General features: G+C 42.6%; 21 protein-coding genes and 1 pseudogene. 6 read left to right on the top strand and 16 right to left on the bottom strand.

From position 1 onward, the window contains the following. Nucleotides 1-609 (bottom strand): YtpR family tRNA-binding protein, encoded by a 609-nt coding sequence (ytpR, locus tag NRF22_RS02995; protein ID WP_263779182.1) that lies wholly within the window; start codon nt 607-609, stop codon nt 1-3. 39 nt (nt 610-648) lie between these two features. Between ytpR and NRF22_RS03000 the strand changes: the two genes are divergently transcribed. Then, nucleotides 649-972 (top strand): LPXTG cell wall anchor domain-containing protein, encoded by a 324-nt coding sequence (locus tag NRF22_RS03000; protein WP_263779183.1) that lies wholly within the window; start codon nt 649-651, stop codon nt 970-972. Here the strand turns inward: NRF22_RS03000 and trmB are convergent, their stop codons facing one another. From trmB to NRF22_RS03015, 3 genes are read right to left on the bottom strand one after another with little or no spacing between them, the layout of a single operon-like run. Continuing rightward, entirely contained in the window at nt 973-1,638 is a 666-nt protein-coding gene (trmB, locus tag NRF22_RS03005) for a tRNA (guanosine(46)-N7)-methyltransferase TrmB (RefSeq protein WP_263779184.1), read from the bottom strand. Then, nucleotides 1,622-2,680 (bottom strand): ABC transporter permease, encoded by a 1,059-nt coding sequence (locus tag NRF22_RS03010; protein WP_263779185.1) that lies wholly within the window; start codon nt 2,678-2,680, stop codon nt 1,622-1,624. Before NRF22_RS03010 ends, trmB begins: the two co-directional genes overlap by 17 nt. Next, nucleotides 2,677-3,408, bottom strand: coding sequence for an ABC transporter ATP-binding protein (locus NRF22_RS03015; RefSeq protein ID WP_263779186.1), 732 nt, complete (start codon nt 3,406-3,408; stop codon nt 2,677-2,679). Before NRF22_RS03015 ends, NRF22_RS03010 begins: the two co-directional genes overlap by 4 nt. A gap of 41 nt (nt 3,409-3,449) precedes the next feature. On the opposite strand from NRF22_RS03015, the gene NRF22_RS03020 reads away from it, so the two are divergent. Genes NRF22_RS03020 through NRF22_RS03030 form a run of 3 tightly spaced genes read left to right on the top strand, consistent with a single transcriptional unit; the run spans nt 3,450 to nt 5,189 of the window. Then, nucleotides 3,450-3,872: an HIT family protein gene (locus NRF22_RS03020; protein ID WP_263779187.1), complete on the top strand. Its 423-nt coding sequence runs from the start codon at nt 3,450-3,452 to the stop codon at nt 3,870-3,872. After that, nucleotides 3,869-4,147, top strand: coding sequence for a hypothetical protein (locus NRF22_RS03025; protein WP_263779188.1), 279 nt, complete (start codon nt 3,869-3,871; stop codon nt 4,145-4,147). The genes NRF22_RS03020 and NRF22_RS03025 overlap by 4 nt, the downstream gene beginning before the upstream one ends. A 58-nt stretch (nt 4,148-4,205) precedes the next feature. Further along, on the top strand, nt 4,206-5,189 hold the full coding sequence (locus NRF22_RS03030) for a peptidylprolyl isomerase (protein ID WP_263779189.1): 984 nt from the start codon (nt 4,206-4,208) through the stop codon (nt 5,187-5,189). A gap of 76 nt (nt 5,190-5,265) precedes the next feature. On the opposite strand, the gene NRF22_RS03035 is transcribed toward NRF22_RS03030, so the two are convergent. The 6 genes and pseudogenes from NRF22_RS03035 to NRF22_RS03060 all read right to left on the bottom strand — a co-directional run bounded on the left by NRF22_RS03035 (nt 5,266) and on the right by NRF22_RS03060 (nt 9,654). After that, the gene (locus tag NRF22_RS03035) at nt 5,266-5,469 is read right to left on the bottom strand and encodes a HeH/LEM domain-containing protein (protein WP_263779277.1); all 204 of its coding nucleotides are present in this window, start codon (nt 5,467-5,469) and stop codon (nt 5,266-5,268) included. Beyond that, a pseudogene (gene rplT, locus NRF22_RS03040) lies at nt 5,455-5,856 on the bottom strand (50S ribosomal protein L20); the annotation flags it as partial. The gene NRF22_RS03035 and the pseudogene rplT, both read right to left, overlap by 15 nt. Nucleotides 5,857-5,878: 22 nt before the next feature. After that, complete coding sequence (rpmI, locus tag NRF22_RS03045; RefSeq protein WP_263779190.1) at nt 5,879-6,076, bottom strand: 50S ribosomal protein L35; 198 nt, start codon at nt 6,074-6,076, stop codon at nt 5,879-5,881. Further along, nucleotides 6,057-6,584, bottom strand: a complete 528-nt coding sequence (gene infC, locus NRF22_RS03050; protein ID WP_263779191.1) for a translation initiation factor IF-3 — start codon at nt 6,582-6,584, stop codon at nt 6,057-6,059. Before infC ends, rpmI begins: the two co-directional genes overlap by 20 nt. A gap of 219 nt (nt 6,585-6,803) precedes the next feature. After that, a complete protein-coding gene (locus NRF22_RS03055; protein WP_263779192.1) occupies nt 6,804-7,763 on the bottom strand; it encodes a hypothetical protein in 960 nt (319 codons plus the stop codon). Beyond that, a complete protein-coding gene (locus NRF22_RS03060; protein ID WP_263779193.1) occupies nt 7,756-9,654 on the bottom strand; it encodes a ribonuclease J in 1,899 nt (632 codons plus the stop codon). Before NRF22_RS03060 ends, NRF22_RS03055 begins: the two co-directional genes overlap by 8 nt. Before the next feature lie 228 nt (nt 9,655-9,882). Here NRF22_RS03060 and rpsO point away from each other — a divergent pair, with 228 nt between their 5' ends. Further along, entirely contained in the window at nt 9,883-10,152 is a 270-nt protein-coding gene (gene rpsO / locus NRF22_RS03065) for a 30S ribosomal protein S15 (RefSeq protein ID WP_007746067.1), read from the top strand. Between the two features lie 18 nt (nt 10,153-10,170). Further along, nucleotides 10,171-10,437: a 30S ribosomal protein S20 gene (gene rpsT, locus NRF22_RS03070; RefSeq protein WP_007746065.1), complete on the top strand. Its 267-nt coding sequence runs from the start codon at nt 10,171-10,173 to the stop codon at nt 10,435-10,437. 51 nt (nt 10,438-10,488) lie between these two features. Here the strand turns inward: rpsT and NRF22_RS03075 are convergent, their stop codons facing one another. The 6 genes from NRF22_RS03075 to NRF22_RS03100 form a co-directional block, all read right to left on the bottom strand. Continuing rightward, nucleotides 10,489-11,859: a DEAD/DEAH box helicase gene (locus tag NRF22_RS03075; protein ID WP_263779195.1), complete on the bottom strand. Its 1,371-nt coding sequence runs from the start codon at nt 11,857-11,859 to the stop codon at nt 10,489-10,491. Nucleotides 11,860-11,999: 140 nt separating this feature from the next. Continuing rightward, a complete protein-coding gene (locus NRF22_RS03080; protein WP_007746061.1) occupies nt 12,000-12,947 on the bottom strand; it encodes a DHH family phosphoesterase in 948 nt (315 codons plus the stop codon). 18 nt (nt 12,948-12,965) lie between these two features. Continuing rightward, complete coding sequence (locus NRF22_RS03085) at nt 12,966-13,658, bottom strand: metal-dependent hydrolase (RefSeq protein ID WP_263779197.1); 693 nt, start codon at nt 13,656-13,658, stop codon at nt 12,966-12,968. Between the two features lie 39 nt (nt 13,659-13,697). After that, complete coding sequence (yajC, locus tag NRF22_RS03090; RefSeq protein ID WP_263779199.1) at nt 13,698-14,084, bottom strand: preprotein translocase subunit YajC; 387 nt, start codon at nt 14,082-14,084, stop codon at nt 13,698-13,700. Nucleotides 14,085-14,120: 36 nt separating this feature from the next. Further along, nucleotides 14,121-15,266, bottom strand: coding sequence for a tRNA guanosine(34) transglycosylase Tgt (tgt, locus tag NRF22_RS03095; protein ID WP_263779201.1), 1,146 nt, complete (start codon nt 15,264-15,266; stop codon nt 14,121-14,123). Nucleotides 15,267-15,308: 42 nt separating this feature from the next. Then, on the bottom strand, nt 15,309-16,223 hold the full coding sequence (locus tag NRF22_RS03100) for a lactate/malate family dehydrogenase (protein ID WP_263779202.1): 915 nt from the start codon (nt 16,221-16,223) through the stop codon (nt 15,309-15,311). Nucleotides 16,224-16,302: the final 79 nt, after the last annotated feature.

Below are 16,302 nucleotides of genomic sequence, written 5' to 3' on the forward strand. Positions count from 1 at the left end.
CTAATCAAACTCCAATTCATTTGCTCTATTAAAATCCAAAGGATCGCCAACATTGCCAAAGTCATCCGGCAGAATAATCATACCTGAGTGATCGGGTGCGTTTTTCAGACCTAATTCTCTTGGCGCAGCCATCATAGCTTGAGAATCAACAGAACGCAACTGGCCTGGCCAGATAATTTTACCGGATGGCAGAATGGCACCCGGTAGGCAGACAACCGTCTTAACATCTGTGCGCAGATTCGGGCTGCCAGAGACGATTTGAATGCTTTTATCCTTGGAAATAGCCACTTGAGCAATCGCCAAATGATCGGAGTTTGGATGTTTTTCAATCGACTGAACCAATCCAATCACAAACTTCGGCTGCAAATCAGGAGATAATTCTGCCTCAAATCTAGCATCAGTTAACTTTTGATTAAGTTTTTTAATTGTGTCGGAATCTAGCGTAACAGGCCCCGGCTTAGAAAATGACAGATCAGTGAAATGGTAAGCCAGTGTCTTCCCTTCTTTTGAAATTCGTATGATATTGTCTTTTGTTTCGACAACTGAATCGGGTTTTTCTGCTGCCAGAAAAACGATCAGAGTCCCCGAATTATAGTCCGCAACGAGCATATTTATATCTTAAAACAAAAAAACCATATAATTATTGGCATGAGTAAAAATCACAACAACTTAATTGCGGCCGGAATTGGATTTGCCCTCGCTGGTGGACTTTCCTGGCTCCTAGCTAAGAAAATTAAAAATAACAATGCTGATCAGGTTCTAGATCAGGTTAAACAATCGCTATCGGCACAAGGAACAGTCTCTCATGCTTGGATAAACGGCCAACGGACCGGCAGTGATGATTATGATGTCAAAGCTGTCTATATGGGCGGCGCCTGGATTACAAGCAATGCTGGCGAAACAAAAAAAATCGACTTTATCGCTAATGCTGATACAAGCGAGATTCTTTACGTCAAAAATGCAAATGATTAATTAAGACGGAAAGGATGCTTTGACCCAGTACTCCGGCTGATGCATTTCAGCAAATTTTTGTTCGTACTCACTCTCGATATTATGGGGATGTTTGGCTAATTCATGGTGCAGATCATAGCTGATGTCCTCGGCTGACCAATTCAGGCCGGCATCCTTGAAACTGCTTAGAGAATATTGAAACAAGCCGAAATTGTCTGTTTTAAATTCCAAAGTACCCTTGGACTGCAAAATTCGCGCATATGAGGACAGAAAATTTGCTGCAGTCAAGCGCCTTTTTTCGTGTTTGGCCTTTGGCCAGGGATCGCTATGATTCAGGAAAATACCCGCGATTTCGCCATCGGCGAAATAATGGCTGACATCGGCACCATCACCGTAAATTAATTTGAGATTCGTGATTTCTGGATCTTTTTCCAGGGCATTTTTGCCAGCAATCGCCACAGCGGTCGGTTGGAGTTCCAAACCAATAAAATTGATTTTCGGATATGCCAGGGAGTTTTCCAAAATAAATTGCCCTTTTCCCGATCCAATTTCCAGATAAATTGGATGATCATTTTTAAAGCGTGCCTGCCACCGCCCTCTTAACTGCCCAGCCTGATCATTTTCGATGACCAATTCCGGATGGCTGCTGATAAAGGGCTTGGCCCATTTTTTACTTCTTAGTCGCATATTTAAATCCTACCAGACGCGGCAGATAACCCTTGATAATCAACCATGCAAATAAGATAAAAGCAAAGATGGCATACGCAGATGCAGTTGTTCGATGTGTCAGCAGCAAGGACAGGGATAAACAAAGAACCACCGGTGAATAGATTTTGACTGCAAGAAGCTGAAAATCGGCCAGTTTAGCCTCAAGATCTGTTTGATAACTTAGGACCATCAAATGGTGGTCAAAATGATGAAAAACACTTTTCAGCTGGTAAGCTAGCGCAAATAAGATAAACAGGCCGGCACAGGCAGCTGAGAAAAGTGAAGGCAGAAAAAGCGTCAGCATAATTCCCAAAAGGCTGACAAAAAACACAGGCCCAATTAATTGGCGGCTGCGGAAAAAATACCTGGTAAATAAAATCCAGTAAAAACTCCGATTAAATTTCTGCAAACGTTTAATCAGCCAATCCCACAGGCGGCTGGGCCGGTTATCGTGTTTAATTTCTTTGACATCGGTGAAAAAGTTCAAGAAAAGGTTCAGCTGATTAACACGTCGTTTTTCTAAATCAATGGCGTAAATCCAGGCAATTCTACTGTCAGAGCAAATTTTTCGATAACTAAGAAGCAGTAGAAAAATTTTGATAACTAGCCAAAATGCAACATATAAACAGGTTATCCAAACATTTAAAATGGCTAAAAGTGCTGGCAGCATTGCTAAATTAATCATCAGCTGAATCACAACTGAAACACAAATCGACCGAATCAGAGCTGCTTTAAGAAATTGCTTGATCTCACGAAGGTCAGAAATGAGAAAAATCCGATCTGCCTCCTGAAAAAAAGTAGCCAATCGTCCCAGAAATAAACTAACCAGACTGATTGTTAGCAACACCGGCATTGTAAAAAAACTATGGCCGATGGCCGAAAGATGATGCAGGTACTCGTAACCGCCAAAAACCAAGGCAATAAATAAAAACGCAACAAACTGATCGTTAAAAGCCCGGCTTAAATAACGCATGTTTCGCTGAAAAGACCTTTGCCGGCGGGATGCGAACACCCGAGTCATTTTTCAGCCTCTTTAGCCAACTGATAGTAAACGCCATCAATTGTCTGCTGTTTGGGAAAGGCCTGAAAAATATCCTTCAAATGACCGCGTACACGAATTTTGCCTTGATCCAATAACAAGAATTGGTCCACAAATTCTTCAGCGCCAGCAATAACGTGTGTACTCATGAGAATTGTGCTACCGGCAGCTTTTTTTTCTTTCAATAAATCAATCAGGTCAGCAACAGCCAGTGGATCCAATCCAATGAAAGGTTCGTCAATGATCAGAAGCGGCGTATCAGCCAATAATGCCATCACGATCATAACTTTTTGACGCATTCCCTTTGAAAAATCAATCGGAAACCAGTTCCCTTTATCCTCCAGGCGAAAAATCTTGAATAGACGCTGGGCGTCGCTTTCGGCTTTTTTCTCATCGAGATGATAGGCTGAAATTGTTGTCTGGACGTGTTCGTTGAGTGTCAGGTCTTCATAGACCACCGGTAATTCCGGAATGTAGGACAAAGCAGATTGATAACGAACAGGTTCTTTTTGACTATCAATATTATCAAAAATAATTTGACCGGTCTTTGGCTTCATAATACCGATCAGATGATTAATCGTCGTCGTTTTGCCAGACCCATTCAAACCAATCAAGGCTGTCAGAGTGCCGGATGCCACGGTAAAAGAAATATCTTCAATTGTATTTGCTTGACCATAACCACCGGTCAAATGGGAAACTTCTAATGTCATAGTTATTCGATTAAATTCTAACAGACCGATATAATATAGGCATGACAGATGTATTTGATAAAATCATTGCTGGCGAAATTCCCAGCTATAAAGTATATGAAGATGAGGATGTTTTAGCTTTTTTGGATCTAGCGCAATCCACACCGGGACATACTTTAGTCGTGCCTAAGAAGCATGTTGATAACATTTTTGATTACGATGACGAATTGGCAGCAAAAGTTCTCAGCAAGCTGCCGAAGATTGCCCGTGCCATCAAAGCCGCCAATCCAAAAATTATCGGTATGAATATTCTCTCTAATAACGGTGCCATCGCTGGTCAATCGGTACCTCATTCCCATTGGCACTTAATTCCGCGTTTTGAAGGGGATGGTCTGAACCGGCCAAAAGAGGTTGATCATTCCAGTGATTACAACGACAAAAAATATCAGGAAATTGCAGATGCAATCCGCGCCCAATTCAAATGACCGAACATAAGAAAAACAATCATTTCTTAAATGACTTGCTGGACGACTTTTCGGTTCATTTAAAAACAGAACTCGATGTCATAAAAAAAGCTGTTTCTGCCATCAAAACACTGATCAGGATCATGCCCGAACAGAAACAGAATATTCAGGATATGTCCAACGAACTAGAGAAGGCACAAGATAAGATGGCGCAGTTCCAGTCTCAGTTGGCTAAAGACCAGCAAAGCCTGCAGGAAGAACTATCAACTGTCAAATATCCTTTTCACAAAAAATGATTTGAGTTACATGCTAAGTTCCGTTAGAATTAAAGGGTTATAAATTAACGGGGGAATTATGCGTAAATTTGTTTGGACAGCGGTCGTGCTTTTATTTTTGGCCGGCGTTACCTATCTTACTTTAAATACTTCAAAAGTCCTGGTCACCTCTCGAGGCGGTGCAGTGACAGAAGCTCAATATATGTCATCTGTGACCGCGACGTCGACTGGCCAGCAGACATTCGTTGGCATGGTCATCAATAATTCGCTGGAGCATCTCTACGGAAACTCCGTCTCCAGCACGGAAGTCAACCGGGCCTATCAGGAGCAGAAAGCGCAATATGGCAGCGCTTGGTCCGCTTTTCTATCCCAGCAAGGCACAACGGCCAGTCAGTTCAAAAGTCAGGTTCGTACACAGCTGCTTTTGGTTGAGGCTGCTAAGAATTATCACAAAATCAGTACTTCTCAGCTTCGCAAAGCTTATAAGACATACACACCAAAAATGAGTGTTTCAGTTATCACGCTGGCCAGCAGCAAAGATGCGGATGCAGTTTTAAAGAATCTTAAGGCTGGCAAGAGTTTCGCTTCACAGGCTAAGAGCCATTCGACTAATTCAGCCACAGCGTCGAAGGGCGGCAAGATGCCAAGTTTCGATTCTACCTCAACTGCCGTAGCATCACCCATTCTCAAAGCTGCCAAAAGTCTCAAAGTTGGTGCTTACACGACAAAGGCTGTTAAGACAGATTCTGACTATGCGATCATCAAATTGAATGCTAGAGCTAAAAAACAGCCTTTAAGCAATTATCGAATTATCCTGACTAACTCTCTGATTAATAGTTGGGTAAATAATTCAAGCAACACCACTCAAATTCAAAAGATTATCAGTAAGGTGATGAATAAAAATAATGTTCAGTTTAAAGGCAGCCAATACCCTGCTTTAAAAAGTGCGATCGAACAATATCTCGTTAGCAGCTCATCTTCCACTAGCAGTTCATCCTCAACGAGCAGTTCATCTGCTAAGAGTAGCTCTATCAGTTCTAGTTCATCGTCCAGTAGCAAATAAATTTCATAATTTATCGATTCATACTAAAAGCCCGATCTCATTATGAGATCGGGCTTTTAGTATATGTAAGCTTGGCTTACTTAACTAAAGCTAATAAGTCGGCTTTCTTTGCTGATGCTGGGTATTTAATATTACTTGCATCGAGAAAAGCTTTAATGTCAGCTACTGTTGACTTTGCCGTAGGCTTAACAAGTGTGGCTACTTCTGCTTCTTCAACTTTTTTGCCAGGCTCAAGAACGACAGGTTTTGCGCCACGGTTTTCAATTCTTTCAACTTTGATATCGACAGCTAAAGTAGCAGCTTTACGTACTGGTGCTGTTACCTGCTTTTTAGCTGCGTCAGCTAGTTTCGAGAAAGTAGCAAAATCAGTAACAGCTAATTCAGCAAGCATCTTACGGTTCAAATCAATACCAGCCAGCTTCAAGCCATGCATTAACTGAGAATATGAGATACCGTTCATCCGGCTGGCTGCATTAATACGCGCAATCCAGATCTTACGATAATCACGTTTAACGTTCTTGCGATCACGATAAGAATACAAATAAGACTTCCAAACCTGTTGTTTGGCAACTTTAAAATTAATATGACGCTGACCACGATAGCCTTTGGCCAACTTGATCATTTTTTTACGACGAATACGCGTAACATTTGTTCCTTTAACTCGCATAGTTTCTCTCCTTGACCAAAAATTATAGGGTACTTAAAACTTTTGCATAACGCTTAACGTTAATTCTGTTCATCATAGCAGTGCCGCGCAACTGGCGACGCTGTTTCTTAGTCTTACCGTGAAAACGGTGAGAAGTAAAAGCTTGTCCACTTTTAAAACCACCTGACGCAGTTTTCTTAAAACGCTTTGCTGAAGCGCGACTAGTCTTCATCTTTGGCATCTTGATTCTCCTTTATCTTGCTTTTCTTTTCGGATTGTACTTTCTTAATAACCTCGGGCTTCGGTGAAAGCAGAAGCGACATCTGTCTGCCTAATAGCTGGGGCATCTGGTCAATATTAGCCAAGTCTTTGAGCTGGTCCGCCATCTTAAGCAGTACCTTGCGGCCAACATCTTGGTGTGTCATCATTCGTCCACGAAAACGTAAATTCAATTTGACTTTATTACCAGCACTCAAAAACTTCGTTGCTGCCTTCTGCCGAGTCTCGAAATCGCCTTCCCCGATAACCGGGCTGAGACGAACTTCTTTGGTTTGAACAATAACTTGCTTCTTTTTGTTCTCACGAAGCTTCTTCTGCTGTTCAAACTTCACCTTGCCCCAGTCCATAATTCTAGCTACAGGCGGCTGTGCCTTAGCTTGAACAATAACCAGATCAAGACTCCTTTGACTAGCGATTTTTTGAGCATCGCGAGTACTCATAACCTTTTTTGATCCGCCATCAATCAACATCACTTCATGGAAGTGAATGTTTTCATTGACAAGATCTATTTGGCGCTTAGGCCGTTGCTGTGGTCGTGCTATAAGAAAAATCCTCCATTTTTAGTTAGAAAAAGCGAGTCATGCAAACATGCAGAACCCGCCTCAAAAGAATGATTTGCCAACATGGTGTTCCACATGAGGCGAGAGGCGGGTACCTCTACTTAATTCAACCCTACCATAATACCACATTTACCTTTTTGGTGCATGATCATCCGCTGCATGTTCACTGCGGACAATTTCATCAATGGTTTTTTCAACTTGATCAAAAATTTTGTGCTGACTATCCGACATGCGGGATAGACGATCGGCACCCTGATATTGATTGATCATTTCATCAATCCAATAATCTCCTTCAAAAATACCCGCGGAAATTTTGGGATACAACAAACTCGTCTGCATTCTAAGATTGGAAGTCAGCATGTCGTTAGCAATTGGATCATCCGCACCTAGTTCCTCATCCAAACGTTTCTTGAGTTTCGTGTATTCGGGCAATGCCAATAGCGGCTTGATTTTGCTGGGATTTACCTGATAAATTTTATGATCAATCCAATAAAAGTCCACCTTTTCGTCAATCTGCAGCTTTTGTGCTGTCTCTATCAGACTAGATCGGATTAAAGGATTGATGTAAGGATCCAACAACAAAAACTTGCTGCCGCTCCACCACTCATGCAAAGGTAATTTGAACGAACTTTCAAAACGTTGACGCTGTTTGGCAAAATCGCCATCCGACAAGTGGTAAAAAGACTGTGCCAGTTCTTTTTGAGTCACCGCCATTTGAGTACGAATAATTCTTTCTTTGTTTTCGATCTGCTCTATGGCTGTCGCAGCCCAAATTGGGTCAGCAAAACCGGCCATTTCCCGAGCATAAATAAAGTTTTGATTCTTTAAAAGAACGTTAATAGCCAGCTTGAATAAACGCTCTGTGTTCAAATAATCATCCAAAAAATCCTGCAGATAAACATTAGCCAAGCTAAACTGCTGGTCTTCATATAAAGTACCAACCAAAATACGGTTCAAGTCGATTTCCTGCTTTTGGTTGTAGGCCATCTCAAAAAAAGAGGCAGCTTGATGGAAATTTTGGTGGTCAAATTCTAGCTGCCCCTGCTGAACCAATTGATCAAAACTCAGTTTTTGAGGGTTTTCAGACATTATTTTCTTCTAATTGTTTCCTTTCAGCTAATTGTGCGTTAATTTTCTCCATCGTCTCCTTCTTAGGACGAATGGAACGTGGTGTCGACTTGACACGTTGACGCGGCTTGCGGTTCTTGCTGCCAGCAGGTTTCTTGGTATCTTCGGCTGCTTCTTTTTTGGCACTAGCGCTATCGCCCTTCTTTTTATTGTTAGGACGACGGTTCTGATTAACTTCCATCACAACAGGCATCACAACTGGACGGCGCTTGGTCTTCTCATAGAAGAACTTAGATAGGGCTTCTTTAACGCCTGATTTTAGATCGTTCCAGTCAAAGTCTTCACTATTGGCCAGATACAACTCGATCTGGTCCACCATTGCTTTAGCGGAATCATGAATCAAATCACGATTAGTCTTAACAAAGATAAAGCCGCGAGTCGTAATTCTTGGCGCTGCAACCACCTTTTTCTTCTTACGGTCAATTGTTGCGGCTGCAATGACTACACCGTCTTCAGACAACATCTTGCGATCACGAAGGACAATATTTCCGACATCAGTGTTGCCAGAGCCATCAATCATCGTGTCGTCGACTTCAAAGGAATCCTCAAGCTTGAACTGCTTGGTCTCTGGATTTAGTTTATACTGATCCCCCTTCATTGAAAGGAAGATATTTTCTTTTTTGATACCGACTTCCTGGGCGAGAAAATCAGCAACTGAGAAGACACGATATTCACCGGAAACCGGGAAGAAGTAAGTTGGCTTCATAAAGTTCAGCATAAACTGAAGATCGTTTTGACTAGCATGCCCAGACGAATGAACATGATCCTTAATTGAAATCACGTTGGCACCACGACGGAAAATCATATCGCGCGTCTTGGCCATAATTGATTCGCTGGCAACAGACGGTGTCGTCGCAATAAAAATCAAATCCTTATCATTAAAGGAAACATAGCGGTCATCGCCATTAGCCATCCGCCACAGATCACGAATAGGCTCGCCCATCTTGCCCGTCTCCAAGATAACTAATTTGTTCGGCTCAACCGACTTCAAATTCTTGATGTTTGTAAACAATTTATTGTAGCTGGTTGGCAGCTGAAGACGCTTGGAATCCAAAGCTGTCTTGACAACTTGTTCTAAGTCATTGCCAGAAATAGCGATTTTGCGGCCTGTCTGAAAAGAAGCATTGATCACTTCTTGAATCCGCTGAACATTAGAAGCAACTGTTGCAACAATAATCCGGCGATCGGCATTTTCACGAAATGTCTGGAAAACAAATTCGTCGATGGCAGACTCATTTGCAGACTCGCCTGGTAATTCAACACCATTGCTATCAGCTAAGAGTGCCAGCACGCCACGCTGGCCGATTTGTGTCAAACGGGCATAATCGGTTTTATAAGGAACTTGTGCCGTATTATCAAACTTAAAGTCGCCAGTGTAGACAACCTGGCCGTACTCAGTCTCCAAGACAATCCCGACAGACTCCGGAATTGAATGTGTCGTGCTGAAAAAGGACACTTTTGTCTTACCAAATTCAACAACTGAATCTGGCGTGATGACATTATAATCATTAAAATCGGACAAAGAAGGCCGTTTTGCTACCTGCTCTTTGGCCAAAGCTAAAGTAAATTCCGTACCAAAGACCGGTACACGCAATGCTTCCAATAGATATGGCAGCGCACCAATCGAATCAGCATGGCCATGTGTCAAAAAGACACCAACAACTTGATCAGCATGATCAATCAGATAATTAAAATCAGGGACGACAACATCAACCCCTAAAAGATCTGTTTCAGGATACTTTAATCCAGCATCCAAAATATAAATTTCGTCATTCACGGTCACGGCATACATATTCTTTCCGTTTTCACGGACACCGCCGAAGGGAATGATACTTAAACTAGTATTTACCATTAATAACCTCAATATTTAATTGCGAATCTGTTTTCCGGACGCGTTAGCCGTTAGTCCAAGAGAGTTTCGTTAAATTCATTTTACAGGACTTGACCAAGGATGTAAAATCTTTCATCTTTTGATACAATGTAGGAGCTGTCTTATACAGGACAGCGATCCCTTTGCTTAGTTGTTCGCGGACTTACCCTTACGAACAACCCGGTAATCGGAAATATTGAGGAGGTAGACATGGCTTTAACTCAAGAAGCAAAGAACCAGATCATTAAAGAATATGCCCGCAGCGAGGGTGATACCGGTTCTATAGAAGTTCAAGTGGCTGTTTTGACTGCTGACATTAACGAACTGAATAACCACATGAGCGCTAACAAGCACGATTTTTCTTCACAGCGTGGTCTCATGAAGAAAATCGGACATCGTCGTAATTTGCTGCGTTACTTGCGTACAAATGATGTCGCTCGTTATCGTGAACTTATTTCGAAGCTCGGACTTCGTCGTTAATATTTTTAGGAGGAAAAAATGCCAATTATTGAATCTTCAATTCAGCGCGAACGCTTGACCAAAGTAGAACGTGCCGTCCGTATCCCACAAATCAGTGCTTACCGGACTGCCGTCAAAAATTTTGAAAAAGCCGTGGCTGCTGGTGCCGACAATCTGGAAAGTTTGTACAGCAAGACCAGCGCAGCAATCGACAAAGCTGAAAGCAAAAGCTTGATCAAAAAGAACAAAGCAGCTCGTGATAAGGCTCGCTTGTACAAATTGCTCAAGTCTGCTAGCAGCAAGTAAAGCTGTTAAGCATAAATAAAAACCCGATCTCGTACAGATCGGGTTTTTATTTTATCTTGATTCAGAACGGCGCTCTTTGCGTGAAATACGTGCTGCTGTGCGCTGACTGACTTTTTTATCTTTTAATTGTTTAAATTTAATTGCGCCTTTAATTTGGTGACGATAACCAGGCTTAATGTGCGCCTTTTTCTTCTTAACCAAGCCAATCATCTCAGGATCCAACTTTTCGGGGGTTAGACGACGTACGTGACGACGATTACGATCTTTGGCATCGACGAGTTCGTGATTTTTCAGCTGCTTGGCTTGAAAATGAATTCCCAATTTTTCAAGTTCAACCACTTTGCTCTCTTCGTCTGGCCCATACAAGGTAATTGCAGTTCCAGACATACCATTACGACCGGTACGCCCAACACGATGAATGAAAAATTCCAAATCGGTTGGAATATCATCATTAATAACTTCTGAGACGCCTTGAATATCTAAGCCGCGAGCTGCTAAATCAGTCGCAACAACATATTGAAATTCCTGATTTTTGACCCGCCGCATCACGCGACGACGCTCACGTGGTTCAATATTGCCACGGATTTCAGCTACTTTTAATCCTTGTGCTTCTAAAAACTTGGCCAATTCGCGAACACGCTCCTTGGTATTAGCAAACACAATTGTCAGATATGTCTCGCCGCGTGTCAGCAAGTCATAAATAACCTCATTTTTGTCCTTTGATTTAGTAGCCAGCAGTAAGTTCTCGACTGTATCGCTAACAACCGTTGAAACCGGAATCTCCTCGATTATCGGCTCTTTCATGTACTTTCTTAAGAACAGTGTAAGCTTGTCAGGGATTGTCGCTGAGAAGACCAGCATTTGCAAATCCGCTGGCATCGCACTGGCGATTGTATTAACGTCCCCCAAAAAGCCCATATCCAAAGCCATATCAGCTTCATCAACAACGAAAAAACGATTATGATTCACTAAAAGCAAATTCTGGCTCAAAAAATCTTTTAAACGGCCCGGTGTGCCAATGACAACCTGCGGCTGCTTTTTTTCCAATTGATTCGTCTGTTTGACACGGTCGGTCCCACCAACGTAGTCTACAATTCGTAAAGCATCGAACCGCGGATCAAGTTTTACCAAAGCTTTTTGAAAAGCACGAAATGCTTCATATAATTGTTCAGCCAGTTCACGCGAAGGCGATGTAATCACAGCTTGTACTTCATCCAGCGCTGGATCCAAATCATTAAAAATCGGTAGCAAAAAAGCATGTGTCTTACCCGACCCTGTCTGCGATTGTCCAACGACATCACGGCCACCTAAAATAGAAGGAATTAAACGCTGCTGTACCTTAGTTGGTTTTATAAAAGAAATACCGTCAATTGCCGCGACGATTTCTTTTTTTAAATTGAATTGTCCAAATTGATTTGTCATTAACTTTATTTACTGCGAAAAAATCCGCATTTCTGATCGCTATTTAAAATTACTAAATGATGTAAAAGCGTTTAGTCTTTTCAGACCAGCACTCATAAGTCTAACAGTTTCAGAATAAATTATCAGTGATCATAAAAAAATCAAGCCAAAATTTTGAAATCAGCGGCAGCCTTTTTAAGCTCGGAAACAATCTGATCAATTTCTTTTAAATCTTTCGCTTTTGCGCCACTTGCCATGTCGTGACCGCCGCCATTATGCAATTTAGCAATCTCATTGACATTCGGCCCTTTTGAGCGTAGACGAACACGGTAAGTGCCATCATCGTTTTCGATAAAATTGGCCCAAACAAGCACCTCTTTAATCGAGCCAAACATGCCAACAATAAAATTACTGCCTTCGCTGCCTAAATGCCCGGCTTCGATCTCGGCTCGCGACAAAGTGATCCAGCCGACTTGGTCTTCAACCTTCATATCGTTGTAGACTTTACCGGAGAAGCGTGCCTGTACCAAACTGATTGAAGACATCTGCCGATTAATCGCTGAATAATCATTATGAAAGTGATATAACTTGCTGACGGCAATAAAAGTCTCTGGTGTCGAAGCATACATAAAGCGCCCAGTATCACCCGTAATGCCAATGTAGAGAAAACGTGCCGCCTCTTCTGTCAGTGAGAGTGGTGCATTGCCATCCAGCAAATAAACCACCATTTCTGAACTTGAAGAACGTTCCGGCTCGACCCACATTAAATCGCCAAAAGGCTCATCATTAGGATGATGATCAATCTTGATCAGGTAATCAGCTTTTTTGTAACGATCATCATCAATGCGATCGCGATTAGCCGTGTCAATTACAATCACGAGGGCGTTTTCGTAAACTGAATCGGCAATTTTGTCCATTTGTCCGACCCAACTCAGACCTGTGATCTCTTTACCGACAGCATAAATATTTTTTTCAGGAAAAGCCGCTTGGAGTCCGGCTTTTAAACCTAATTGAGAACCAACAGCATCAGGATCGGGTCGCTGATGGCGGTGAATAATAATGGTTTGATATTTTTCTACTTGTTTTAATACTTGCTCTTGAAAGTCCATGTCTCTAGTCTATCTGAATTAGAAGACAAATTCCTCATCAAATGCAGGCAATAGACCGCTTCCTGCTGGCAAATTGTCGATAAACTTCTGCGGATCGGCCTGGATAGCCGGAAAAGTATTGTAATGTGTCGGAATGACGTGTTTGGCCTGCAAAAATTCAGCTGCCACGACGGCATCATCAGCGTCCATTGTAAAATGACCACCAATGCAGATCATAGCCAGATCAACAGGCCGTTTTCTAGCGACTAATTTCAAATCGGAAAACAAGGCCGTGTCGCCTGTGTTATAAACCAATTTATCTTCAATCGTCAGTGCCATGCCGCAGGCCGTCCCTAAAGGAACTAGCAAGCCTTTGACCAAGCGCGCATCGGTATGCCAAGCCGGATACATTTTCATTGTAAAATCCCGGCCGGTATACGTGCCGCCAAAATTAACGCTCTCGGCATGGCAGCCCTTGGCTTCAGGTAGAGTGTTATTAATATAATCAGCGAAATCAGTCTGAGTGATGATCAAAGCGCCAGTCCGACGTGCAATATCAAAAGCATCACCAACATGGTCGCCATGCGTGTGAGTCAACAAAATATAATCTGGATTAAGACTATTTGGATCCACATGTGTGTGTTTATTGCCAGTCAGAAAAGGATCAATCAGAATCGTCGTCTGCCCGCTTTTGATTTGAAAAGCATTCTGTCCAAAATAAGTAATTTTCATGATTGTCTCCTCAAAAAAAGCTGACTAAACGCCAGCTAGTTACTTCTCTTTATCTGTATCTTTTTTGCCTGCTTCATCAGGCTTTTTAACATCAGCCGTGATTTTGGTATCGACCGATGATGCGGCAGGCCCAATTTTAGCAATCGCACGGAGATCAAAGGGTAGGAAAACGCCTTCAACATCCAGTGTGACAATTTTTTTATCATTATCAACCGAATCCACAATACCGTGAAGACCACCGATCGTGACAACTGACGCGCCCTTAACGAGACCATTGTGCATCTCTTCTTGGCGCTGAGCCATCTGCTTGCGGCGACGAGAAGTCCACCAGAACATGCCACCTATCAAGACGGCATAGATAAGAATCATTGGCAGCCAAGATGAGAATCCTGACCTTGCCGCCAAGACGATCAAATTTTCGAACATAAATTTCCTCCAGATAACAATTTTAGCAAAATTGCCTTAGAAAAGGCGTGCATTAGGTTTGTTATAACCGTATTCTTCTAACACTTGAGCCCGAAAATCCAAAAATTGGTCATTTTCGATTGCGGTCCGCATATCTGCCATTAATTTTAACAGATAACGCAGATTGTGCATTGAAGCCAAATTATAACCCAGTAATTCATTGGTATTAAAGAGATGGTGCAGATAGGCTTTTGTGAAATGTGTGGAAGCATAATCATCTAAATCCGGATCCAATTGACTAAAATCGTCTTTATATTTATGATTTGTGATCACAATCCGGCCAAAGCGTGTCATGAGGCTGCCCTTACGAGCAATTCGCGTTGGCAGCACACAATCAAACATATCAATACCGCGTGCTACCGAGTCAAATAACGAATCCGGTGCGGCCACACCCATCAGATATCGCGGCTTATCTTCTGGCAGCCAAGGCGTTGTAAAATCTAAAACACGGTTCATTTCTTTTTTTGATTCACCAACCGAAAGACCGCCAATCGCATAACCGGGCAGATCCAAAGATGCGAGATCCTTGGCGGAATTTTGCCTCAGTTCTTTAAAACCAGCGCCTTGAACAATCCCGAACAAGGCCTGTTCATCAGGGCGCTTATGTGCTTTTAAAGCCCTTAATGCCCAACGTGCAGACCGCTCGGTCGATTCCTTGATGTAATCATAGGTTTCAAAATATGGAACCGCTTCGTCCAACTGCATCATGATATCCGGGCCCAGATTGTTTTGAATCTTCATGGCAACTTCCGGTGAAAGAAACATTGTCGAACCATCGATATTGTTTTTAAAAGTGACGCCTTTTTCTGTAATCGATCGTGTGTCTGCCAAACTGAATACTTGAAAACCACCGGAATCGGTCAAAATAGCCTGATCCCAATCCATGAATTTGTGCAGGCCGCCAGCCTTTTTAATCAGTTCATCCCCAGGCCGGATCCAAAGATGATAAGTGTTTGCCAAAATAATCTGCGACCCGATTTCCTTTAATTCACGCGGCTGCATTGATTTAACTGTTGCCTGGGTGCCCACCGGCATAAACATCGGCGTCTGCCAATCACCATGAGGCGTATGGATAATGCCTCGACGGGCACCACTATGTTTGTCGACATGCAATAATTCATAGCTTACGGGAGATTTAGTCATAGCTTTTATTGTATGACAAAGCCGCAGAATTCGTTAGAAAATTCATTGAAACAGTTTTGTCTCTTCAATAATCGACTGGGCACTCTGCTTTAATTTGGCCGTCTCTTCAGGATTTAAAGGCAGATAAACCTCACTGACGATCCCTTTTCGGCCAATAATCGCCGGCAAAGAGATGTAAATACCGAATTTTTGATTGTAACGCGACACTACCACTTCATAATGGCTATCAGTCAGCACCGACTCAATCAAACTGGCAGCAGCGCTTGCAACAGCAATATTTGTATAGCCCTTGCCTTGGACAACTTGAAAAGCATCTTTTTTTGTTGCCAGCGCTAAATCCTTAACTTCGATACCGCGTTCTTGGGCAATTTCTAGAATAGGCCTATCCAAGATCCGAATTGATGACCAGGCCGGAAACTGAGAGTCGCCATGTTCGCCAACGACAAAGCCCGTGACTGAACGCGGGTCCAGATCAAAGCGCTGGCCGATTTCTCGCTTTAATCGCGATGTATCCAAATAAGTCCCGCTGCCAAATACCTGTTCTTTGGGCAGGCCAAGTTCTCTTTGATAGACGCCTGTAATCACATCGACGGGATTTGTAATAGTTAAGAAAACACCGTGAAAATGGGCTGCACGAAGTTGGGCAGCCATGGACTTGATTTGTTTCAGATTAAAAGCCAGCTCGGCGAAACGATCGCTGCTTTGGGCAGTCAGATGAACATTTCCAAAAGTGCTGACAACGATATCGGCGTCGCCAAGATCTGCATAATCGCCAGCGATAATCTTTGTATGCGACGGAAGAAAGGATTGCGCGTCCAAAAAATCCAGCAGCTCTGCCTGCAAATGCAGCTTATTAATGTCCAACAAGACAAGCTCGTCGACAAGTCCTCGGTCAGTGATAATGTGAGCCAGCGTCGATCCAACGTGCCCCATTCCAATGATTCCAATTTTGCGCATGAGTTTAACCCCTTTTTCAATTATAGTGAAAATGGTGATTAATGTTACCGCTTACTTAAAAATGATCCAACTATAATTA

It is taken from the genome of Oenococcus kitaharae, assembly GCF_025758695.1.
GTDB classification, from domain to species: domain Bacteria; phylum Bacillota; class Bacilli; order Lactobacillales; family Lactobacillaceae; genus Oenococcus; species Oenococcus kitaharae_A.